Origin of the sequence: Ruegeria profundi (assembly GCF_001507545.1) — a bacterium.
GTDB lineage: Bacteria > Pseudomonadota > Alphaproteobacteria > Rhodobacterales > Rhodobacteraceae > Ruegeria > Ruegeria profundi.
The window spans coordinates 68470-90477 of sequence record NZ_LQBP01000003.1 but is presented as its reverse complement, the minus strand read 5'-3'; the positions used below and the strand labels follow the sequence as shown (position 1 = coordinate 90477).

22 protein-coding genes are annotated in these 22008 nt (G+C 59.1%); 6 read left to right on the top strand and 16 right to left on the bottom strand.

The genetic code is table 11. The features are described from left to right. Positions 1-151: 151 nt before the first annotated feature. The 12 genes from pufC to AVO44_RS06350 form a co-directional block, all read right to left on the bottom strand. A complete protein-coding gene (pufC, locus tag AVO44_RS06405; protein WP_068334259.1) occupies positions 152-1267 on the bottom strand; it encodes a photosynthetic reaction center cytochrome PufC in 1116 nt (371 codons plus the stop codon). Position 1268: 1 nt separating this feature from the next. Next, positions 1269-2255, bottom strand: coding sequence for a photosynthetic reaction center subunit M (gene pufM, locus AVO44_RS06400; RefSeq protein WP_068334256.1), 987 nt, complete (start codon positions 2253-2255; stop codon positions 1269-1271). A 3-nt stretch (positions 2256-2258) separates the two neighbouring features. Next, on the bottom strand, positions 2259-3098 hold the full coding sequence (pufL, locus tag AVO44_RS06395) for a photosynthetic reaction center subunit L (RefSeq protein WP_068334253.1): 840 nt from the start codon (positions 3096-3098) through the stop codon (positions 2259-2261). Positions 3099-3224: 126 nt separating this feature from the next. After that, positions 3225-3383, bottom strand: coding sequence for a light-harvesting antenna LH1, alpha subunit (gene pufA / locus AVO44_RS06390; RefSeq protein WP_068334249.1), 159 nt, complete (start codon positions 3381-3383; stop codon positions 3225-3227). A gap of 13 nt (positions 3384-3396) precedes the next feature. Further along, complete coding sequence (gene pufB, locus AVO44_RS06385; RefSeq protein WP_068334243.1) at positions 3397-3546, bottom strand: light-harvesting antenna LH1, beta subunit; 150 nt, start codon at positions 3544-3546, stop codon at positions 3397-3399. An 87-nt stretch (positions 3547-3633) separates the two neighbouring features. Further along, on the bottom strand, positions 3634-3861 hold the full coding sequence (gene pufQ, locus AVO44_RS06380; RefSeq protein ID WP_068334241.1) for a cytochrome PufQ: 228 nt from the start codon (positions 3859-3861) through the stop codon (positions 3634-3636). Then, positions 3849-5342 carry a chlorophyllide a reductase subunit Z gene (gene bchZ / locus AVO44_RS06375; RefSeq protein ID WP_068334238.1) on the bottom strand — a complete coding sequence of 498 codons (1494 nt, stop codon included), beginning with the start codon at positions 5340-5342 and terminating at the stop codon, positions 3849-3851. The genes pufQ and bchZ overlap by 13 nt, the downstream gene beginning before the upstream one ends. Continuing rightward, positions 5342-6898, bottom strand: coding sequence for a chlorophyllide a reductase subunit Y (gene bchY, locus AVO44_RS06370; RefSeq protein ID WP_068334236.1), 1557 nt, complete (start codon positions 6896-6898; stop codon positions 5342-5344). The genes bchZ and bchY overlap by 1 nt, the downstream gene beginning before the upstream one ends. Continuing rightward, entirely contained in the window at positions 6895-7896 is a 1002-nt protein-coding gene (locus AVO44_RS06365; RefSeq protein WP_068334234.1) for a chlorophyllide a reductase iron protein subunit X, read from the bottom strand. The genes bchY and AVO44_RS06365 overlap by 4 nt, the downstream gene beginning before the upstream one ends. Further along, positions 7893-8831 carry a chlorophyll synthesis pathway protein BchC gene (bchC, locus tag AVO44_RS06360; protein ID WP_068334233.1) on the bottom strand — a complete coding sequence of 313 codons (939 nt, stop codon included), beginning with the start codon at positions 8829-8831 and terminating at the stop codon, positions 7893-7895. Before bchC ends, AVO44_RS06365 begins: the two co-directional genes overlap by 4 nt. 125 nt (positions 8832-8956) lie before the next feature. After that, complete coding sequence (locus AVO44_RS06355) at positions 8957-10081, bottom strand: acetylserotonin O-methyltransferase (protein WP_233421945.1); 1125 nt, start codon at positions 10079-10081, stop codon at positions 8957-8959. Positions 10082-10083: 2 nt separating this feature from the next. After that, positions 10084-10953, bottom strand: a complete 870-nt coding sequence (locus tag AVO44_RS06350; protein WP_068334231.1) for a polyprenyl synthetase family protein — start codon at positions 10951-10953, stop codon at positions 10084-10086. A 77-nt stretch (positions 10954-11030) separates the two neighbouring features. On the opposite strand from AVO44_RS06350, the gene crtD reads away from it, so the two are divergent. Together crtD and crtC are read left to right on the top strand one after the other, a co-directional pair. Beyond that, complete coding sequence (gene crtD, locus AVO44_RS06345) at positions 11031-12629, top strand: 1-hydroxycarotenoid 3,4-desaturase CrtD (RefSeq protein WP_233421944.1); 1599 nt, start codon at positions 11031-11033, stop codon at positions 12627-12629. Beyond that, positions 12593-13462, top strand: a complete 870-nt coding sequence (crtC, locus tag AVO44_RS06340) for a carotenoid 1,2-hydratase (protein WP_082677431.1) — start codon at positions 12593-12595, stop codon at positions 13460-13462. The genes crtD and crtC overlap by 37 nt, the downstream gene beginning before the upstream one ends. Here the strand turns inward: crtC and tspO are convergent. From tspO to AVO44_RS06325, 3 genes are read right to left on the bottom strand one after another with little or no spacing between them, the layout of a single operon-like run. Then, positions 13459-13941: a tryptophan-rich sensory protein TspO gene (gene tspO, locus AVO44_RS06335; protein ID WP_068334224.1), complete on the bottom strand. Its 483-nt coding sequence runs from the start codon at positions 13939-13941 to the stop codon at positions 13459-13461. The genes crtC and tspO overlap by 4 nt on opposite strands. After that, on the bottom strand, positions 13941-14984 hold the full coding sequence (gene crtB, locus AVO44_RS06330) for a 15-cis-phytoene synthase (RefSeq protein ID WP_068334222.1): 1044 nt from the start codon (positions 14982-14984) through the stop codon (positions 13941-13943). The genes tspO and crtB overlap by 1 nt, the downstream gene beginning before the upstream one ends. Next, positions 14981-16531 carry a phytoene desaturase gene (locus tag AVO44_RS06325; protein WP_068334219.1) on the bottom strand — a complete coding sequence of 517 codons (1551 nt, stop codon included), beginning with the start codon at positions 16529-16531 and terminating at the stop codon, positions 14981-14983. Before AVO44_RS06325 ends, crtB begins: the two co-directional genes overlap by 4 nt. A 102-nt stretch (positions 16532-16633) precedes the next feature. On the opposite strand from AVO44_RS06325, the gene crtA reads away from it, so the two are divergent. Genes crtA through bchO form a run of 4 tightly spaced genes read left to right on the top strand, consistent with a single transcriptional unit; the run spans position 16634 to position 20849 of the window. Further along, positions 16634-17353 carry a spheroidene monooxygenase gene (gene crtA / locus AVO44_RS06320; protein ID WP_068334214.1) on the top strand — a complete coding sequence of 240 codons (720 nt, stop codon included), beginning with the start codon at positions 16634-16636 and terminating at the stop codon, positions 17351-17353. Then, positions 17350-18357, top strand: a complete 1008-nt coding sequence (gene bchI, locus AVO44_RS06315) for a magnesium chelatase ATPase subunit I (RefSeq protein WP_068334213.1) — start codon at positions 17350-17352, stop codon at positions 18355-18357. The genes crtA and bchI overlap by 4 nt, the downstream gene beginning before the upstream one ends. Continuing rightward, positions 18354-19988, top strand: a complete 1635-nt coding sequence (locus AVO44_RS06310; RefSeq protein ID WP_068334212.1) for a VWA domain-containing protein — start codon at positions 18354-18356, stop codon at positions 19986-19988. Before bchI ends, AVO44_RS06310 begins: the two co-directional genes overlap by 4 nt. Positions 19989-19991: 3 nt before the next feature. Then, positions 19992-20849, top strand: coding sequence for an alpha/beta fold hydrolase BchO (bchO, locus tag AVO44_RS06305; protein WP_068334210.1), 858 nt, complete (start codon positions 19992-19994; stop codon positions 20847-20849). A gap of 239 nt (positions 20850-21088) precedes the next feature. On the opposite strand, the gene AVO44_RS06300 is transcribed toward bchO, so the two are convergent. Next, on the bottom strand, positions 21089-21856 hold the full coding sequence (locus AVO44_RS06300; protein WP_068334208.1) for an SdiA-regulated/phytase-like domain-containing protein: 768 nt from the start codon (positions 21854-21856) through the stop codon (positions 21089-21091). Positions 21857-22008: the final 152 nt, after the last annotated feature.

The window sequence follows — 22008 nt, the reverse complement described above, 5'->3', positions numbered from 1 at the left end:
TGGGATTGAACGCACGCCCGCGCGGATCACCAGCCGGTCGTTCTGTCGCCACAGAACAGGTTTGGAACAGCTTGTGTTCCCTGCGCGGACCGCGGAAGCCACGGGGTCCGTGCTGCGTCAGAGCCTGCCGGTCATGGGGAGACGGCTGGCCCTATTCGTATACAGGCGCCTCGGACGTGGTCAGCTCTGGCCAGTCCGCGATCATGTTCAAACCTTGCAACGGCTGTTGATAGCCTTTGTGGCACGTCCGGCAGGCGGCCTTGGGCGCATCCTGATGGATCGGGCCCAGGCGTTCTTCCGGATAAACATCTGCCAATGGAACGAGGTAATCGTTGTTCAACTCCAGCACCATCGCGATACCAAGGCTTGCGGTCGCCCATTGCGGCGTCACCTGTTCCGCGTCGTAGAATGCCCGGCTGTTGTGGCACAACAGGCAATTCACACCCAATGAGTTACTCACATAGTTCATCAGTGAATACGTGCGCTCGGTATCCTGAATCGTTGGAAAACCCTCATCCGCAGGTGAGCCTTCAACGCGGGATTCCAGATCATGCACGCCGATTACGCCGTAGTTCAACAAATAGGTTTCCAACGCATCCGACGGCAGAGAGGTAAATTGGCTTTGCTCTGTGACGCGGTTCTGAACTGCGCCCCAACCCGTCATGGCATCGACGACCGGCGTGATGCTGAACCAGATATCGCTGGGGACGTTTTGCCCGCGATGGCAGGTATAGCAGTTTACACCGACCTCTTTGTTTGCGTTGACATGGCCATCCCAGTTTTCATTGATGTTCTGCGTCATCTCGATCATGCGACGGGACACGACCTTAGTGTAAAGGTTGTCCTCTCCATAAGTCTCAAGATCGCCCTCGCCATGGCAATAGGCGCAGCCCTGTTCGGGGGCCACCCAGAAGGTCATGGCATTCATAAATCGGTTAAAATTGTCTTCTGTCAGATCACCAAGCACCTGAACATTTTCATAGATATCCTTGGCCAGAGCATCGCCGGGCTGAGGGATATATGGCTCTTCGGTCAGGTAATCCTCGATCGTCGGGTCGGGACGCTCGATTTCATTAACGAACTCGGTGACCGACATTCCCGTTCCCCGCGGCCCGGTCTGAATGCTTTTCGTGGCGAAGGGTTGCCCGAAAGCCACCAGCATGGCCGCGATAAAGATCGCGCCGCCCAGCGCACCGACCAGGATTGCCGGGCCGTAGATGTTTGTCGGATTGTCTCTGTTCCAGTCATCGAACCACTTGGGAAGCATCTCAGTTCTCCTGACCGATGAAGGCTTCGTAAGTGCCGAAGGCTTCGTATCCGTATGACCCGTCATAGGCGGGGGCGAAGCTGCGTTCCTGGGCCCAGATGAACCAGTTGTCGACCACTGTCCCGGTCAGCAGGATACCGATCCCGCCGGTGATCGGGGTCAGCACCGCAAACCACCAGGCCCAGCGGTGGATACCCTCCATCGTGGCGTTAAAGCCCATGGTCCAGCGCCAGAACAAAGCAGCCCGTTCTGATGCCGTGCCGCGATCCACGATCTGTTCAAGCTCACGGTCGCCACCGAAGCGAGTGACCGCCAGAATGGTCGCACCATGCATCGCAAACAGCAGGACCGAGCCATAGAGGAACACGATCGAGAGACAGTGGAACGGGTTGTAGTAAAGATTGCCGTACCGGATCGAAAACGCAGTGGTCCAATCCAGATGCGGGAAAATGCCGTAGGGCACCGCCTCTGACCAGGACCCCATGAAAATCGGGCGGAACAGGCCCAGCACCAGGAACAACCAGATCGCCGCGGCAAAAGCCCAGGCCACGTGCTTGCCCATCTTGTGTTCTGCCGCCAACAGGTATGTGCGTAACCACCATGAGCAGACTGAAATCAGCAAAAAGAAACTGGCGATGATGTACCACCCACCATCGCTCAGCGGCGGAATCGTTAAACCGTATTCCGGGCTGGGCGGCTCAAGCGCCAGCCAGAAACCCTGCCGCAGAAACTCTGAGATCGACCAGTTGACCTGCGCCAGCATGTTCAGTCCGATGATATTCAGCCACAGAATACCAGTCGCGACACTGACCATACCGAACCAACCCAGATAAATCGGCCCGATCTGCGCGTTCCCGACCCAGCCGACGAGCTTTGAGAAAAACGGCTTGCCGATCCGTTCGCGGCTCATCTGGCGATTGTCGTCCATGCCCCATTCGGGCTCGCCCTGCACCTGCACTTGGGTAAAGATGTTTTGATATTCAATCATGGGTCACATCCCCGCCTGACTGGGCCAGATCGGCAGCTCAAGCCACCAGTTCCACCACTCGGGCCATCCTCGCGTCCAAACGGGGCCAGAGATGATGATACAAACGGCAGAGAAGAACCCGGCATTGATGGCCAGAAGGAAGCCGAGCCGGTGAATGCCCAGCGTTCCGATCGAATAGCCAATGAAATCGCGAAAGAACGTATCTTCATGGTCCGGCGTCTTCATCTCTTCGCCCTTTTCCGGGTTCGCAGCCGACAGGATCAGCGCACCGTGAAGGGCTAGGGCGAACGTGGTCGCAAAGAACAGCGTCACGGCCAACATATGCGCCGGATTGTAGTGGAAATGCAGATATGCGTAGCCGGTGTTGGATACCCAGTCGAGATGGCTAAAGATGCCATAGGGGAAGCCATGACCCCACGCTCCCATCAACAATGGGCGGAAAACGACCAGGGTGACGTAGGCGAAAATGGCGACACTAAAGGCGAAGGGCACATGGTAACCCATTCCCAGTTTTCGGCAGATTTCAACCTCGCGTAGCGCCCAGCTGACAAACGCCCCGACCGCGCAGAATGTTATGATCTGCCACAGCCCGCCCTCCATCAGAGGTGCCATGCCCAAGCCATAACTCAGATCAGGTGGGGCAATATTGATGAGCCAGGGATTGAACGTGCCCTGCATGGCCGCGCCCCAGAATATTAGGATCGTACCCAGCGCGGCGAAGAACACCGTCGTGACCCCGAAAAAGCCGACGTAAAATGGCCCGAACCAGAAATCGAACAGATCACCACCGATCAGCGTACCCCCGCGAACGCGGTATTTCTTTTCAAAGCTCAGCATCGCCATTGTCTTGCTCCGACAGTTCTGGTCATGGCCGGGTCAATTGCCCCGGTTCATGCCGCGGGCGATTCACGCCGCCCGCGGCTTTCTTTCAATCCATCGCGCGGCGCATTGCGCCCCGCCCTGGGCCCGTTAGAACCCGGCAGTCGCCGCGGCGTTCTCAAACCAGTTGAGACCGCTGCTAAGCACAACAAGATGGATCATGACGGCGAGCAGGAAGAGGAACACGCCTTGCGCCACAAAGACGCGACGCGGATCGAAGATCAGCCAAATCTTGTAGAATTTTGCCATTCTCAATCCCTCCTCAGAACCACGGAGCCCAGATATAGGTTGCAAGATGTGCAACCAGCGCAACGATCGCGAACAGCCATAGGCCGCTCATATAGACCGAATGCAGCTCCTGAGCTTGCTCGTCGGTAAGACCTGTAAAAGACAGGTCGTCATTATCAGCCATAAGGAACCTCCGGGTCACTATGCTGACGCCGCTTACCCAGCGGCTGGGCCCCGCCCCGCGTGATACGGGCCGGATCTCGGGTCGCCGTCACCTGGAAAAGATGATCGGCGTGATCCTGTCGGCCTCGGACCAGGCCCGCGCCAATGGCCCACGCAGGTTCAGCGTGCGGCGGCGCAAGGCATGTCTGATCCATTCGACCACTGCGAAGGGGATCGAAATCAGGAACAGGATCGAAAAGTACAGGATGAACTCGGGCGTGCGTTGTGACCGCTTTTTGCCCGCTTCGCTATGTGCATTAAGGGTTACTGCTGGCACAGGTCACCTCCTTCGGTTGGATCGGTTTCGGAACGCGTGGGGTCCAGCGCCTGAACGGTGCTGACAAAGACCCGGGCATCCCCATTGGAAATCGCTGCCTTCTCGGCGGCATCGCGCAGGGATTTGGCGGCAGAAATACGGGTGAGAACGGGATGGGATTCCAAGATGCGCTCCAGCGCGGCGCTGGCATCCTCATCCCATTGTATTTCGGTGCGTTGCGTGGCGGGTGTGGCTGGCCCAGCATCCATTTCAGTGCCAAGAGGCAAAATGTGAAACAGCGCATCAAACAGGCCGTTGCACACCTCTTGCAGGACATAGGTCGCGCCCGCGTAACCCATGAAAGGCGTACCGGTTGCCCGTCGGATCGCGGCCCCCGGAAAGCTGGCCGGAATAAAGGCTGGTGACGGTCCGAACCCGCCTTTGTTTTCAGCCAGGTAAATTTTCTCGTTGATACTGCCGAACACGACCAATGGCTTCTTCTGCGCGATCAGCGCCCGCACCTGATTGTTGTCGGTTTTGGTTCCGGCACAGCGCGCGACCGAGAAAGCGCAAGGCAGCCCCAGATCCTCTTCCAGGAACAGCCGCAGTCCCCGTGCGTAAGTCTCATTCGCCACAACGCCGAACGAGGCGGTGGCAAAGAAATCCTGCGTGACCGACCGCCACAGATCCCAGACAGCTTTGATGGTCGAGTGTTTCTCGCGCTTAATGAAGGGTTCCGGGTCAAGTCCGGTTAATTCGCCCAACATGCGCAGGAATTTGGTGGTCGAGTCCACGCCCACTGGTGCTTGCAGGTAGGGCTTGCCCAACAGCTCGGCCAGGCCTCGTCCGAATTCGCGATACATGACGATGTTGACGTCCGCATTCACGAGGTTGCGCATCTCGGCCAGATGGGCGCCCAAGGGCATGACCATGTTGACCTCGGCACCTATCCCCTCGACCAAACGCCGAATTTCGGCCAGATCACTGGGCATGTTGAAGGTGCCGTACATGGGCCCAAGTATATTGACGCGCGGCTTTGCGCCCTCTTCACGCTTTTTCTCGGGCGGCATCCGACCCTTGGTCATGCCGAACTCGGTGAAAATCCAGGTCATCGCCCGGTCAGCCGCTTCCCATTGGTCTTCGTCGATCGTGCGCGGCAGAAAGCGTTGAATGTTGGTCCCTTGGGGCGTCACACCCCCGCCGATCATCTCTGCTATCGAGCCGGTAACAACCACCGCAGGCAGCGCCGGATCAAGCGTACCCCATGCGCGTTTCATCGCCTCTTCGGTCCCGTCGCGGCCCAGTTCTTCTTCGCCTAACCCTGTGACAACGATGGGAAGTTCATGCGGCGGCAGCGCGTCTGTGTAGTGCAGAACCGACGTGACAGGCAGGTTCTCGCACCCGACTGGACCGTCGATTACCACTTGCAGACCCTTCACGGCGCAGAAGGCGTAGACAGCCCCCCAATAGCCCCCGGCGCGGTCATGATCCTGGATCAGCATCAGATCATCTCCTGCGCTTTGGCGGCCTTGGCCTGCCGTTCCAGTTTCTTTTGGTTGATGGCGCGGAAATCGGGGCGCAGGTTTGGATCGCCCTCCCAGATTCCGGCGGCATCGTCGGTGCCGACGTCTTCAAAGAAGTCGCGCATCCGGTCCATCCGATCCTTGTTGGCAATTGCTGCGGTGATCACCTGTGCCAGTGATCCTGCACCCGCTGGCCCCATCAGGGGCCGCGCCGAGATCAGGTTGGTGAAATAAAGCGCCGGGATGCCCAGTTGCTTGGCCTTTTGCACCACCGGAGTCGTGCCGATGGCCAAATCAGGCCTGATCCCTTCCATCGCCGCGCAATCCTGCTCCAGCGAAGCGCGGAACTGGACTTTGGCTCCGTGTGCCTGCAACCAATCCGCGTCCTGCGCCGACCATTTGCTTTTGGCACAGGCGGTTCCGACGTAGGGAACGGTTGCGCCGCTTTCGATCAGCAGACGGGCCACCAACAGTTCGCTGCCCTCATATCCCGAGACAGTCACAGTCCCCGAGATCGGCGCGGCGGCCAGTGCGTCTTTGATAGCGGGCAAGAAACCGTTCTGCGCTATGCTGATCTTGTCTGCAGCGATACCGAACACATCACCAACGGCTGATAGCCAAGCGGCCGTGCCATCAACACCAACCGGTCCGCTGCCCAGGATGGGGCGGCCCGCGGCCTGGAATTCCCGAATGGCCGACGTATAGAAGGGATGGATCGCCGCCACCGCGCCGCAGTCGAGCGCTGCGTACAGTTCGCGCCATTCGCGGCAGGGTACTACCGGCCCAGCAGCCAGACCCAGCGGGGCAAGCATCTGCCCGATCATCACCGGATCAGCCGGGAACATCTCTCCCAACAAACTGACAGTAGGCCGGTCCTGCCGCGCACCGTCTGGCGCAGAGACCGGCCCCGCTTCGACCTCGGAGCGGGCATAGGCCAGCATTGCGCCAGCCAGAACATCCTTAGCCTCAGCATGGGTGGGGACGCCGAATCCGGGCACATCGATGCCCACAATCCGGACTCCGTTTATTTCCTTCGGCAACAAGCGCAGCGGAACACCACTGGCTGTCGGCACGCAAAGGTTGGTAACAACGATGGCGTCGAATTTCTCGGGATCTGCCAGATCGTAAACAGCGGCGCGGATATCCTCGAACAGTTTGCCGGTAACCAGCGTTTCCGAGTTGAATGGAACATAGCCCACTGACCGCCGCGCGCCGTAGAAATGGCTGACGAAGGTCAGGCCATAAACGCAGCAGGCCGAGCCGCTGAGAACCGTCGCCACCCGTTTCATCCGCAGCCCAACGCGCAACGACCCGAAGGCCGGGCACATGCTTTGCGGTTTATCATGGGGGCCTTGCGGGTAATCACGTGCATATTGGTCCAGCAATTCGGACTGCCCCGCCATTCGCGCGGCGTCTTTCATCTCGGACCCAGAGTGACAGCCCAAAGCAGGCGGCTCACCACCGGTTTTCGCGCGGGGTTCGCCCTTAATCACCTGCGCCTCGGCGGACGCGTCATATGTCACTTCTTTGTTCATGCGTCGTCGTAAATCACTTCGAGAGATTTCTTGGGCACCGCGTTCTTGCCGCGCATGTCCTGATCCGTGGCCGGAACCAGCTCGATCCCTGCCCCGGTTTCCTTACCGTCAAACAGCGCCAGCAGACCGTCCTGATCCAGCGGCGCGGGCCGGACGGGCAGTGCATCGGCCACATTCAGACCAAGCGTCGCAAAAAGCGGGCCCCATTGACCGGAACCTGTTCCAACTATCTGATAATTTGCGGATTTCTTACGCAGGTCATCATCCTGCGGGATCGACGCAAGAACCGGGATTTGCACCGCGTCTGCAAAGGCCTGCGCCTCACCCGTTCCGTCATCCTTGTTGACGACCAACCCAGCGACGCCGACATTGCCGCCAAGTTTGCGGAAGTATTCCACCGCCGAGCAGACATTGTTCGCGACATACAGCGATTGCAGGTCGTTCGAGCCGACCAGGATTACCTTCTGCGCCATGTCCCGTGCGATTGGCAGGCCGAAGCCGCCGCAAACCACGTCACCCAGGAAATCCAGCAGAACAAAGTCGAAATCCCAATCATGGAACCCGAGCTTCTCCAGCAACTCGAACCCGTGGATGATCCCGCGACCTCCACAGCCGCGTCCGACCTCGGGGCCGCCCAGCTCCATCGCGTAGACACCGCCACGTTTGAAGCAAACATCGCCGATCTTCACCTCTTCCCCCGCCAGTTTCTTCTTGGTCGAGGTTTCGATGATCGTGGGGCAGGCTTTACCGCCAAACAGCAACGAGGTCGTGTCGGATTTCGGATCACAGCCGATCAGCAGCACGCGTTTGCCCTGCTCGGCCATCATGTGGCTGAGATTTGCCAGCGTAAAACTTTTGCCAATGCCGCCTTTGCCATAAATGGCGATGATCTGGGTTTTCTTGACCGCCTCGCTTGGCAGAACATCCGCCAAGTCCTCATGCGCTTCGGCTTTCAGCCGGGCGTCGAACTCTTTCAGGTTGGGGGCTTCGTCTTTCATGTGATCTCCCAATCAAGAACGAGTTTCAAACAGTCGGGGTCTTCGAAGGCCGCGGAATAGGCGGTCTGTGCGTCCGATGCGGGCGCGGTATGGCTGATCAGATTCTTCAGCGACAAAGCCCCGCTTTCGACCAGCAATCGGGTGGCCTGCATATCCTCGGGCGTCCACTCAGCAGCGATCCGTATCCGGGCTTCCTTCATGAAGGCTGGCGGAAAAGCAAAGCTGAGGGGCTGCGTATAGAACCCAGCCAGTACAATCTCACCAGTGCGTTTCAGGCGGGAAACCAACGTATTCAGAATCGCGCTGTCGCCAGACGCGTCATAGATGCATCCATAGTCGCGGCGCGGGTCGTCTTCAGGGGCGATGACCTGATACCCCTCGGCTCCGTCGCGGCGCGCGGGATCTGACTCCCATACAATCGGTGCAGGCGCACCTGCGGCGATGGTTAAACGTGCCAGCAGGCGACCCACGACACCATGCCCGACAATGAGTTCGGGCACATGGTGACCCAAGCCAGCCATCGAGTGTCGTGCGGTGGCGGCCAAGGCCAGAAGTGTCATCTCACGTTGACAGCTTGCATCAATGGGTGTGACGCGATCCGCATCTGTGACGATCAGGCGCGATGATCCGCCGAACAACCCGTGCGCATCCTCGTAACAAGTCGCGCCCGGCACAAAGACGGCATCGCCGACGCCGAAACGGGTTTTTGATCCGGCCTCGACCACTTTGCCAACGGCCTCATAGCCTGGAACAAGAGGATACCCCATACCAGGAAAGGGCGGCATCTCACCGGACCAAAACAGTTTTTCCGTGCCGGTAGATACTCCGGAATGCCGCACCTCGACCACCAAATCCGAAGCGGATGGCGGGGTGAGTGTCACGGTATCAACAGACAGATGTCCGGGACCATGCAATATTACGGCCGAGGATTTCACGGTCTTCCCTCCTCTCGCCTGCAGTGGCTCATCTAAAGGGTGAGTCCATGGCGAGCTTTTATGTCAGTTTAACTTTACGTCGCAATCTGTCAATTAAAACTGACACATTTCAGAAATTCGTTCGCCTATCCAGGCTTAATTGCCGTAACGACCGAGGTGATGTAGCGCCGAAGGGGTTTTGGATGCGCGATCTGCACGAAGCCCGAAGCTGCAAGCAATTCTGATATCTGTGCAGCAGACCGAGTTTTGCCCGTGCCCATCGCAAGGGTGTAAATCGCGAAATAGACATCGGTGATCGGATCAGGGTGATCTCCGCCCGACATGGGTTCCGAGATGATCAACCGCCCGCCGGGTGGCAAGGCGTCAAAAACCTTTGCAAAAAGCCTGTGGACTGTTTCGTCGTCGTGATCATAGAGGACACGGATCAGGCTGATGGCATCAGCGCCTGCAGGCAAAGGGTCCCGGGCGAAACTGCCGCTTGTGCACGTAATGCGATCGGACTGACCCACCCCCTCCAAATAGGACTGCGCGGCACTGCGGGTCTGTGGCAGATCGAACAGAGTCAGCCGGGGCGCAGGGTATCGTTGCGCGACTTCCGCCAGAAAAGCGCCGCTACCGCCACCAATATCCAAAAGGTGCCGCACGTTTTTCAGACGAACCTGTCTGAGTGTATCCTCGGCCACCAGACGTTGACTGCGCGCCATCAACAGGGAATATCGCTCGGCCTGTTCCGCGCCGATTTGGGCAGCGTCGCCAACATAGGGCCAAAACCCGGATAGCTCGGTTTCCGATCCATTGCGCAGAAAACTCTCGGGGCTTTCCAAGTCGCGGTACAAGGCCCGGTGATGAAGGATCATATCCGCCAGACCGGGCACCCCGCGCAACGCCGCCCCCTTTCGGGACAAGCCATAGCGATCACCTCGGTGCACCCGCAAAAACCCTAACGCAGCCCCCGCGTGCAGAAAAACCGCCAGCCTGTTCGCATTGACCCCAAGCCTATGGGCAAGATGCCGTGCCGTCATCGGGCCATCCGCCAGATGATCGAAAATATCCAGCGCCACAAGCGCCACTAAAACCTGACTGGAAACAAACCCTTGAACGACCTCGAATATCTCTTGCCCATCCCGCCGAGCCATCCAACGTGTCACAGGCAGACGCATCGCCAGGGATTGCACGTCAGACCGCGCCAAAAGGCGTCCGAACCAAGTTCCCAGCGAAGGCCGCGTGACCGTGTCGGACGAGCGTGCCACCGTCAGGCTTTCGCAACCGCAGGTGCAACAGGAGTCAGCGCCTCGGCCTGCTTGCGAACAAGTTTGGCCAGCATCGCCTCGCCCGGGCAGGACGGGATCGAGGCAATTGCACCGCTCAGAATATCATTCAGGCGCTGGATCGCGCCTTGAACTCCGAATTGATCCACCGCGCTTGGCCGACCGAGCAGATCGTCTTGCCCAGCGGGTTTTCCAAGAACCTTTTCATCATAAAGAACGTCGCGCAAATCGTCGGCAACCTGATAGGCCTCACCGATGCGCGCACCCAGTTCGTACCAGGGTTCTGCCTCGTGACCGGCGGCAACCGCTCCCATCTGAGTTGCCGCGATGAACAGGGCACCGGTTTTCGAACGGTGATAAGCGCCAAGGTCAATTGTGTCTTCGCTTTCCCAGCCCTGCCCGGCGCAAATTCCGTTGGGCATACCGGTCCGCTTTGCCAATATCCCCAACAAGTCAAGCGCCCGCTTAGGATCTTGCCCGGCGGCGCGCGTGAGTATCTCGAATGCCAAGATAATCAGGCTATCGCCTGTAAGGACGGCAAGGGGTTCAGAAAACGCACGGTGGACCGAAGGCTTGCCGCGCCGAAAATCCGCGTCATCAAAACAAGGCAGATCATCGTGAACAAGACTGGCGCAATGAATAATCTCTAGCGCCGAAGCAGCGGCATCCGTAACACGAGGGGCGTCATCGCCACAGGCCAGCGCGACAGACATCAAAATCGTTGGGCGCACCCGCGCCCCGCCCGGAAAGCAGGCATAGTCGAGCGCTGCCGCAAGCTGCGCTGGCGCAGGTTCTGCGCGTGCATCTGCAATATTCTGTGCAATGGCGCTATTAATCCGCGTCTTCAGTTCCATGCGCTTCCCTTTGCTGACGTGAATATGAAAAGTTAAATTTACACATATGTGTAAATTACACTGGACAGTATTGTGTCATGAGTCAACAATTCCGTATGAACCCGACACATCCTCAAGCGCGCCAAGCAGTTGTAATCGGTGCGGGCATTGGTGGCCTGTGCAGTGCCGCACGGCTGTGCGCTGCAGGGTTCGACGTCACAGTTCTTGAGCAACACGACAGCCCGGGCGGGAAGATCAGAACCCTGCCCTCGGACAGCGGGCCAGTGGACGCAGGACCAACCGTTCTGACCCTGCGCCATATCTTCGACGATGTTTTCAGGACTCTGAGTGAGCGGTTGGACGACCATCTTGATCTGATCAAACTGCCCGTTATCGCGCGACATTTCTGGCCCGACGGGTCGGTACTGGACCTTCTCGACAAACCAGAAACAAACCGCAAGGCCATCGCCGCGTTTTCCGGACAAAAAGCACAAGCGGAGTTTCGTCAGTTCCAGAAGGATACCAAAGCTCTGTTCGTTGCATTGGATCAACCAATGATGAACACGCCTGAACCGACGCCGATCAGCCTTGGCGCTACGATCCTCAGACACCCCAAGTTACTGCCGGCAATGGCCCCGCTACGCAGCCTGAGCAGCCAGCTTGCTCACCGGTTCAGCGACCGACGCCTTGCGCAGCTATTCAGTCGGTACGCGACTTATGTCGGTGGATTACCGCATCAATCGCCCGCCCTGCTCAGCCTCATCTGGCAGGCCGAAGCTGCCGGGGTCTGGTGCGTTCAAGGGGGCATGCAAGCTCTGCCCAAGGCGCTGGAGGCGCTTTGCAAACGGCATGGGGTTCAGTTTCGATATAACAGCGCGGTTGCTTCGATTGAGTGCGAAGACGGTCAGATCAGCCGTATAGCGCTGGATGACGGAACTTATATCCAGACGAACCTAGTCATCTTTAACGGCGATCCACGTGCCCTTGCGGCTGGTGCGCTGGGGCCGGATGTTGCCACTGTTGCCCCCCAAACCCTAACCACCGACCGTAGCCTTTCCGCCGTAGTCTGGAGCTTTGACGCCGTTCCACATGGCCTGGACCTCTCTCATCACAATGTGTTCTTCACAAACCCGGACAGTCAGGAGTTTCACGAGCTGCAGGCCGGGCTTTTTCCGCGGGAACAGTCGATCTATATCTGCGCTCAGGATCGCGGCCCGCAAGCGCGACACGAACCCGGCACCCCCGAGCGGTTTGAGATCATCCTGAATGCCCCGCCCCTTCGCCCCTTTCCCCAGCCCGAAATGGAGTTTCAGACATGTCAGACACGAACATTCGACGTGCTGCGCCGGTTCGGCCTGATCTTCGATCCGCAACCGGGGCCGACAGCTCTGACTCGGCCAGCAGACTTCGAGCAACTGTTCCCCGAGAGTCGCGGATCGCTTTACGGGCAGAGCCCCCACGGACTCATGGCGGCGCTGAAGCGCCCGCGGGCACGGACACCGATCAAGGGGCTGTATCTGGCGGGCGGCGGCACGCATCCGGGGGCGGGATTGCCGATGGCTGCGCTCTCCGCCCGGCACGCGGTCGAGACGATCTTGCAAGACCGAATTTCGACATTGGCGTCCCGCCAAACGGATATGCGTGGTGGTATGTCGACGGAATCAGCGAGGATCAGACACGGGCAATCTCGATCATAGCTTTTATCGGTTCGGTTTTTTCTCCGTGGTATCGGTGGTCCGGGCGGAAGGACCCGCAAAACCATGTCTGCATCAATGTAGCGACCTATGGTCCGGGCGGGCGTTTTACCATGACGGATCGGGGGCGATCAGCGCTACGGCAGGCGCGCGACTGCATCACCGTTGGCCCGTCGTCGATGCGATGGGACGGCAACCACCTGATAATTGATATCAACGAGATGGGCGCGCCCCCATTGATCACTCCGGTGCGCGGGCGCGTCACATTAAGGCCAACGGGGTTAACCGCAGTTGAAATGCCGCTGACCGAAGACGCCGCCCATATCTGGCGCCCGTTTGCCCCGACTGCGCACATAGATGTCGACCTTGCGGCCCGCGGCTGGAAGTGGAGCGGACATGGCTATTTCGACGCGAATTTCGGAACGAGAGCGCTGGAAGAGGATTTCAGTACATGGAGTTGGGGGCGTTTTCCAACCAAAGGTGGCAGCACCTGCTTTTATGACGCGGAACGACTGGATGGCAGCGTGCTGAACAGTGCTGTGTTTTTTGGTGAAGATGGCCAGCATGAAATCGCCGCGTTGCAACCCAAAACGCGCTTGAAACGCAGCTTGTGGGCTGTGCGGCGCGAAACGCGGGCCGATACCGGTTATCGTCCCAAACAGGTCATGAACATGCTCGACGCACCGTTTTACTCTCGTGCAATGGTGCAAACCCAACTGGGTGGAGAGGAAACAACCGGTGTGTATGAGGCGCTGGATTTGCGCCGGTTTCGGTCACCTTTGTTGAAACCCATGCTTGCGGTCCGGGTACCGCGCCGCCCAAGCTGGCGATTTTAGGTTTCGATTTCGGGCGGGTTATTTGCGACCTCGGGATTCAGCTGCAAAACCGACCAATTCAGCGCTGCGGCCACGCTAACCCACATCAGGTAGGGCACAAACAGGAGGCCCGCAAAAGTGTCGACAGACCACAACGCCACCATGGTCGCCGCGACAGAGACCCAAAGCGCGCTAAGCACCACCATCCCGGCGCGTAGACGTCGCAGCCCAAAAAACACCGGGGTCCAAAGTGTGTTGATCGCGATCTGAAGCCCCCACAGCGCCAGCGCGAGGCTTGCATCGCCCTGCACCGCTGCGCGCGCGCCCGCCCAGGACATACAGACGTAAAGCGAGGTCCAAGCCACAGGAAACAGCCAGTCTGGCGGCGTCCAAGACGGCTTGTTCAGGTCACGATACCACTTTCCCGGGGGGAACATTCCCCCAGTGGCGCCCGCGGCCATACATGCCGCAAAGAAAATTACGAAATACAGCGCGAACATCATTGCAGATGGGTCCGAACAGACGCCATCATACGCCGCCGCCGGGCGTGTTCCTGCGTCTGCAGTTGTGCGAAGGCGGTGTACAACGTATCGCTCCAATCCGTTTGCGCGTGGCGGTCCTGCGCGGCTGCATCGACCAAAAACGCGGTTTCAGGCAAGGGTCGAGCGTAAAGCCGTGGCGAATGGGGTGCAACCATGCTGAACGCCGTGCGCCACAGAGACCACGCCAACCAGCCGAGTTTTTGACCTTTCCCCGTCCGCGCGCGCTGAGACACGCTTTCAAAGCCAGACCTTCGTATTTGGCCGCCAATCCCGGCATAAACAAACCTGGCCGCGTAGATACCGGGACGGCACTGCAAAGGCAGTTCGGCAATTCCAGCCTCGGACCGTTGATACAAATGTTGCGCATGTCTGAGCAAACGCGAGACGCAGATGCGTATGCCCGGTTCGGCACGCGGGTTCGCCAAGAACTCATCGGGATCGACACCCTCTTGCTGCAACCAGCCCAGCGGCAAGTAGAGCCGGTTTTCCCGCGCGTCTTCGCCTATGTCTCGGGCAATATTGGTCAACTGCATCGCTACGCCCAGATCGCAGGCACGCGCCAAGGCATCCGCGTTTCTCTCGCCCATCAGCACCGACATCATGACCCCGACCGCGCTGGCGACACGGGCGGAATATGCGATCAGTTCGGGTAGATCGTCGTAACGCCGTTCCATCGCATCCCATGCCAGACCCTCCAACAAGGCTTCGGGCAAGGCGCGGGGCATGTCGAAATCCTCGACCAGGGATGCAAACGCCCGGTCCGGTGCAGCATTGCGTGGGCGACCGGCGTAAACCATCTCAAGCCGTTCTTTCAGCATCAGAACCGCAGCCGCTTTTTCCGTTTTCAGGTCGACCTCATCATCAGCCAACCGGCAGAAGGCATAGAGCGCCAACGCTGGATCACGAACCGAGCGTGGCAGAAGTCGGGACGCCGCGTGAAACGATAACGAGCCATGCCGGATCGCATCCCGGCAGAACTGCATGTCTTGCGGATCAATCATGGCGCCCTCACAGGATCGGGAACCAGTTTCGCCAGCACCTCGGCACTGCTGATCACGCCGGGAAGCCCGGCTCCGGGATGCGTTCCAGCACCTACCAGATAAAGCCCCTTGGCTTCTTCACTCACGTTATGGGGGCGAAACCACGCGCTCTGCAGGATACGGGGTTCGATCGAGAACCCACAGCCCAAAGGTGAAAGATACCGGTCGCGGAACGTATCGGGCGTAAAGACTTCGGATGCGGTCAAATGCCGGTCCAACCCCGGCAACAGTTGATCCTCCAGCACGGATTGAACCCGCTGCCGGTAAGTTTCGGCGTGCTCGGCCCAATCAACCGGATTGTCATGCCCCAAATGCGGCACAGGGCTGAGGGCATAGAAGGTATCATCGCCATCCGGCGCGGCGGTAGGATCAGTGACCGATGGTCGATGGACATAAAGGCTCATGTCGTCAGCCATATGTCCTTGCTGGAAAATATCCCGGATCAACCCGCGATAGCGCGGCCCGTTCAGGATCGTATGATGCCCTACATCCGGCCACAGATCGCGGGTACCCCGGGTGCCGAAGTACCAAACGAACAGGCCCATGGACCACCGTGTCCGCGTGAGCTTTACGTCCGTCCACCTTTTGCGCGGCGCATTGCGCAGCAGCGTGGAATAGGTGTGCCCCGGATCGGCGTTTGAAACAACAACGTCGGCCGGTATGACCTCGGCATTCGAAAGCCGAACGCCCTTGGCTGCACCTTCCGAGAGCAAAATCTCATCCACTTCGGCATTCTGACGCACCAACCCGCCTTGCGCAGCAATGACGTTGCGCATCGCCTCGGCAATCGCGGCGACACCGCCAATGGCGTAGTGGACGCCGAACGCCTTTTCCAGATGACTGACCAGAATATACATCGACGTCACCTGCGTCGGATCTCCGCCAATGAATAATGGGTGAAAGCTGAAGGCCATTCGCAAACGCGGGTCTTTGAAACGCCGTGATGCGTGGGCATAGACTGAACGATCTGCGCGCATGCGGGCAAAGGTCGGCAAAACCTTGATCAGGTCACCTAACCGGTTCATCGGGCGACGGCCCAAATCCTCGAACCCAAAGCGATACCGCGCCTCGCTTTCCTTCAGGAACTGTCGCAAGCCCGATACATCGTCCGGAGACAGCCTTGCGACCTCTGCCTCCATCGCGTTTGGGTCTTGGCGGGCCGCGAAACTTGATCCGTCCGGCCATCGGATTTCATAGAACGGGTCCAACGCGATCAGTTCGACATCCTTGTCGAAGTCCCGATTGCAGCCTGCCCAAAGATCCCGAAACACCTGGGGCACCGTTACGATGGTGGGCCCCAGATCAAACCGGTGGCCGTCGCGCCAAAGGGCCGAACCCCGCCCGCCGGGCATATCCAGCCGATCCAGAACAGTAACGCGATACCCTTTGGCCCCCAGCCGCATTGCCGCAGCCAGACCACCCAGACCGGCACCAATCACCACAGCGTGCGAGCGCGCATCCCCAACCGGGGTCGCATCATTCACCAACTGCGGATCTAGGCGAGTCATGCCTTAACGTTCCAATCTGTTCACTTAAATTGACACATTCATAGAAGAGTCTTCCGATTTTGACGCCGTTATGTCAATCTAAACTGACACTATGGAGGTTCGATCATTCAAGTCGCAACCCTGAGCCTGTTCCGTTTCGACGGCTTTGCCCGCCGTTTCAGCGCCTTTGCTATGATGGGGCTGGCGCGCTGGCCGCTGTCGCGCCTTTGTGGGTTGGAGTTCTGGAAACTCTGCGGCTCCGGCACCGGCGAAGGGTTCACTCCGCGCCCGAATACGGCGGTCTGGGCCATACTATGCGTCTGGGCGGACGAACAAAGCGCGCGAAACACGCTGCAGACCGCGCGCCCCTTTTCCTGGTATCGGGCAAATGCCAGCGAACACTGGACAGTCTATCTGCGCCCGACCTCATCGCGGGGCGCATGGTCGGGACGCAATCCGTTCCATGTCGAAGACCCCGACCCCACTGGCCCGCTGACCGCAGCACTGACGCGCGCGACACTGAAACCCCGTATTCTTCTGCGGTTCTGGCGCCGCGTGCCGGACATTAGCCAGATGATCGGCGTTAACTCGGACGTTTTGATGAAGGTCGGCTTGGGGGAAGTTCCGTTTTTTCATCAAATCACATTCTCGATCTGGCCGGATACCGGATCGATGGCCGCATTCGCCCGCAATCCCGGCCCCCATTCCGAGGCCGTCAAGGCGGTGCGCGAAGGCAATTGGTTCCGCGAAGAGCTCTACGCAAGGTTCGACGTGATAAATGAAACGGGCCACTGGGAAGGGAAGCACCCCGTGGTCTTGAAGGAGGGTCAGGACAACAGATGACGCACGCGTTTCCATTCTCCGCAATTGTTGGTCAGGATCAGATGAAGCTCGCCATGATCCTGACCGCGATTGATCCAAAACTGGGCGGTGTCCTTGTCTTTGGCGACAGGGGCACCGGCAAATCCACCGCTGTTCGCGCGTTGGCTGCGCTTTTGCCGCCCATCTCAGCCGTCGAAGGATGCCCGGTTCAGTCCGCAACTCGCGCGGCTTGTCCGGACTGGGTTGAGCTGCCAGAGAACGCCGAAATTCATGAATACCCGACCCCGGTCGTCGATCTGCCACTGGGTGCGACCGAGGATCGGGTGACCGGCGCGCTGGATATCGAACGGGCCCTTGTGAACGGTGAAAAGGCATTTCAGCCGGGACTGCTTGCGCAGGCAAATCGGGGATATCTTTACATAGACGAGGTAAATCTGCTGGAGGATCATCTTGTTGACCTGTTGTTGGATGTCGCACAAACCGGCGAAAACGTGGTCGAACGCGAGGGGCTTTCGATCCGCCATCCTGCCCGTTTCGTGCTGGTCGGGTCAGGCAACCCCGAGGAAGGCGAACTGCGTCCGCAATTGCTGGACCGATTCGGATTATCGGTCGAGGTGCGATCCCCCGACGATATCGATCAGCGGGTCGAGGTCGTGCAACGCCGCGACGCGTTCGAGATGCAGCCAGACAAGTTCCTGAAGAAATGGCACCGCGAGGATACCCGCGTCCGCGGCGCGATCCTGACAGCTCGCGACATTTTACCTGATATCAAGGTCCGCAAAAGAGAACTGCGCGACTGTGCTGAACTGTGCATCGCGCTTGGATCGGACGGCCTGCGCGGAGAGCTGACCTTGCTGCGCGCCTGCCGTGCACTGGCGGCTTACGAAGGCGCGGCCTCGGTCACGCGCCGCCATATCCGCCGCATCGCGCCGATTGCGTTAGCTCATCGGCTACGCCGCGATCCGATGGATGAGGCCGGCTCGGTCTCCCGTGTTCGGCGTGCGCTGGATGAGGTTCTTGCATGACATCCATGCCCGACCCCTGGGCGCAAGTCTGGCAAACGCTGCGCCTGTTTGCCGTTGATCCGGTGGGACTGGGCGGGCTTGTCTTGCGGGCCCGCGCAGGTCCTGCGCGCGATATGTTTGTTGCAGCCATGCCGGACCTGGGCCTGCCAAAGCAGCGGCTGCACAGGTCACTGTCCGATGCCGAACTGTTTGCCTCTATGGATTTTGCGGCAACCTTGTCCTGTGGTCGGCCAGTCTATCGCCCCGGTCTGCTGACCAAACCATCCGCCTATCACCTGAGTATGGCTGAGCGCTGCCCTGCTGAATTGGCGGCAAAACTGGCTGCACAGCTTGATGCGGGACAGTCCTGCCTGGTCGCCTTTGACGAAGGCGCAGACCCTGACGAGACGTTGCCCCTTGCCCTCTCAGACCGTGTGGCGTTTCGTATCGATCTGACCGATCTTCGCATCACTGAGCCTCGGGATCTTGGCACTGACAAATTGATGGCGGCCCGCGCTGCGTTGCCGATGGTCCAGACATCGGCAGAGGACATCTCGACGCTGGTTCAGTTGTCGACCCGGTTGGGCATCGACAGCCTGCGCGCGCCATACTTTGCCCTACGGGCCGCGCGGTGCAACGCGGCCCTTAATGGCAGGTTATCCCTGTCCATCGAAGACTTGGAAATCGCGGCGATGTTGGTGCTTTCACACCGCGCAACTTGCTTGCCGACATCTGAGCCGGAGCCAGAGGAACAAGCGGCAGAACCGCCCGAGCCTTCCACGAACAATAAAGGGATGCCTGATCAGGATGTTCTGGTCGAGGCCGTACGGATGGCCCTGCCGGATGGTATTCTGCCGAGCGCCCTTGCGCAGCGCACCACGGCAACCGGAACCGGGGCGGGCGATTCACGGATCGCGCGGCAACGGGGCAGACCCATCGCCCCTCGCCGCCGCAGGCCAGACGGGCGCAGCCGCGTCGATCTGATCGCCACGCTGCGCATGGCGGCCCCGTGGCAAAAACTCCGCCGTGCAACGCAAGGCCGGATCAGCGTCCTGCCAAGCGATATTTGCCTCAAACGGTTCGAAACACAGACCGAGCGGCTGCTGATATTCCTTGTCGATGCCTCAGGCTCTGCTGCGCGGGCCCGCCTGAACGAGGCCAAGGGCGCGGTCGAACATCTGTTGGCGCGGGCTTATTCGCATCGCGATCACGTCGCATTGATCGGGTTCCGGAATTCGTCAGCTGATATTCTGCTTCCGCCCAACAGGTCCCTTGTTCTGGCCAAACGGCGGCTGGCCGCTCTTCCCGGCGGCGGGGCGACACCACTGGCCGATGGGCTGCACTGCGCGGGGCTTATGGCGGGCAGCGCCCTGAAGCGTGGTATGACCCCGACCGTGATCCTTCTGACGGACGGGCGGGCGAATGTGGCGCTGGACGGCCAGCGCGACCGGAATAAGGCAGCCGAGGACGCAGAGCTTACTGCCGATTGGCTGCGCGCCTCCAAGGTTCGAAGCGTCGTTCTCGACACTGCCATACGCCCCCAGAAACCGCTGCAAAATCTTGCTCAGCGCTTGGGCGCGGATCATATCGCCCTGCCCCGGTCCTCGGCTGCGGGTATGACGCAAGCCATAGAAACGGCGGTGAATACCTAGGCGATGGACTGGCAGCGCGACCTTCCAACCTGGCCCCATCACGCATGGTCAAAGCGTGTGGTCTGCGCCCCGCATCGCTGGCACGTGCAGGAACACGGCGAAGGACCAACGCTGCTGTTCTTACACGGCGCGGGCGCATCGACGCATAGCTGGAACGCGATGATGACCGACCTTGCCGAGGATCACCACGTGGTTGCGATCGATTTGCCGGGCCATGGTTTTACCGTCATGGGCGCCAACAATCGCAGCGGCCTTGAGACAATGGCCGAAGATATTGCCGCCTTGTGTACGCAGGAAAACTGGCAGCCGACCAAGATCGCTGCGCATTCTGCCGGGGCGGCAATCGCTTTGCAGCTTTGTGAACAACACCTGACAACACATGGCAAGCCGTCAATTCTGGCGATAAACCCGGCATTCAGCGATTTTGATGGGCTGGCGGGTATTCTCTTTCCGATTATAGCAAAATCTTTGGCGGTGAACCCGCTGACGCCGTGGCTGTTTACCCGTGGACCTGACGCGCTTGCGCGCGCCCAGCGCCTTATTGCATCGACCGGATCAACAATCCCCGCCGAGCAACTGGCGCTTTATGCGCGTTTGTTGAAGAACCGCCGCCATGTTCAGGGAGCATTGTTCATGATGGCGCAATGGTCGTTGAGAGACTTCAAACACTGCATGTCGAGATCGCAGACACCCATTGAAATTATTGTAGGCTTGAACGATCGGGCGGTTCCGCCGGAAACGACGGCCAACTTGCAAAAGACCATGCCGAATTCGAACCTGACCAAACTTGCCGACCTAGGGCACCTGGCCCACGAAGAAGCACCCGACCTTTTTGTGTCACGTGTTCGGTCAATGGGGTGAAATCGAGCCTGTCAAAACTAAGGCCTTTGCTGCCAAGGAGGTCGCGATTGTTACGGCACTCGGGTGGCTGGTCGCAACGGGCCATTATTTAAGCTCCCTGCCCTTTGCTTTTACGTCAGGTATTTGTTGCGGGCACAGTACCTAAGGCGATGCTCATGCAGCGATCTACGTCTGCAATTCGCACTGACCTTGGACTTAAAACCGCTCACCAATGCGACATCGACCGTCGGGCGTTCATTCTAAAACATCATGCAGTCTGCACCCGGTGAAAGCGGCGGCGCGCCGTCCGGCAATGTGGGCGTATAGTCAAACGTCACAATCTTCGCACCGCCGTCAAAGGCGACAAACAACTGGTTCGAGCCGGGACGAATTGCAATACCTTCGGGGTCGGTACCGAATTCCAGCAGGCTTGCCTGCGCAAGAAGCTGACCCTCTGCCGTGAATTCATAAAGGCTGTTCGATCCTTCCCAGTCATCGACAATCAGCATATGTCCGGTGCGGGGATCGATCGCGATGCCCTGCGCCTCGGTCAGTGGCGGAGAAAGCTCCATCGTATTCAGTCGCGCCGCCAGTTTTCCATCTGTATCGAACCAAGACAGCCGCTCGGGGTCATCCTCGACAGTGACAATCTGGCCTTTGGCATTAATCGCAATGCCTTCGGTGTCAGCATAACCACCCTCAAGCTCAAAGGGCGCTCCTAGAGGTGTTCCATCTTTCGTCACGCGCTGAAGACCGCCGAAGCCGTCGCCAAGCAACAGGTGATCCCCTTCAATGGCTATTGCCTTGATCCTGAAAAGATCGCTTGAGATACGCCGCAGCTCTTCGCCTTGAAGTGTTACAAGAACGGCCTCGGGGCCCTCGTTCGCAATCCACAATCCGCAAAAGGTTGGATCATAATCCAGGCTGGCCGGGTGGTTTAGTTGATACCGGCCAGTTTCGCGAAGTTCCAATGCCGTGACCGGACCGGACAGCGCGAAGATCGAAACAAAAAGGACCCTTGTGAACATTCCAGACGCTCCCACCGATCAACGCTAAAAGGTGGTCCGGGTTTCCCAAGCGTCAACACGGAACTTGCCTGAATAGTGCGAAACGTAAAAATCTAGGTCTGCCGAATACTCAAAAAGAGCGGCACCGGGTTGTTTTCTTCGGGTCCAGTCGC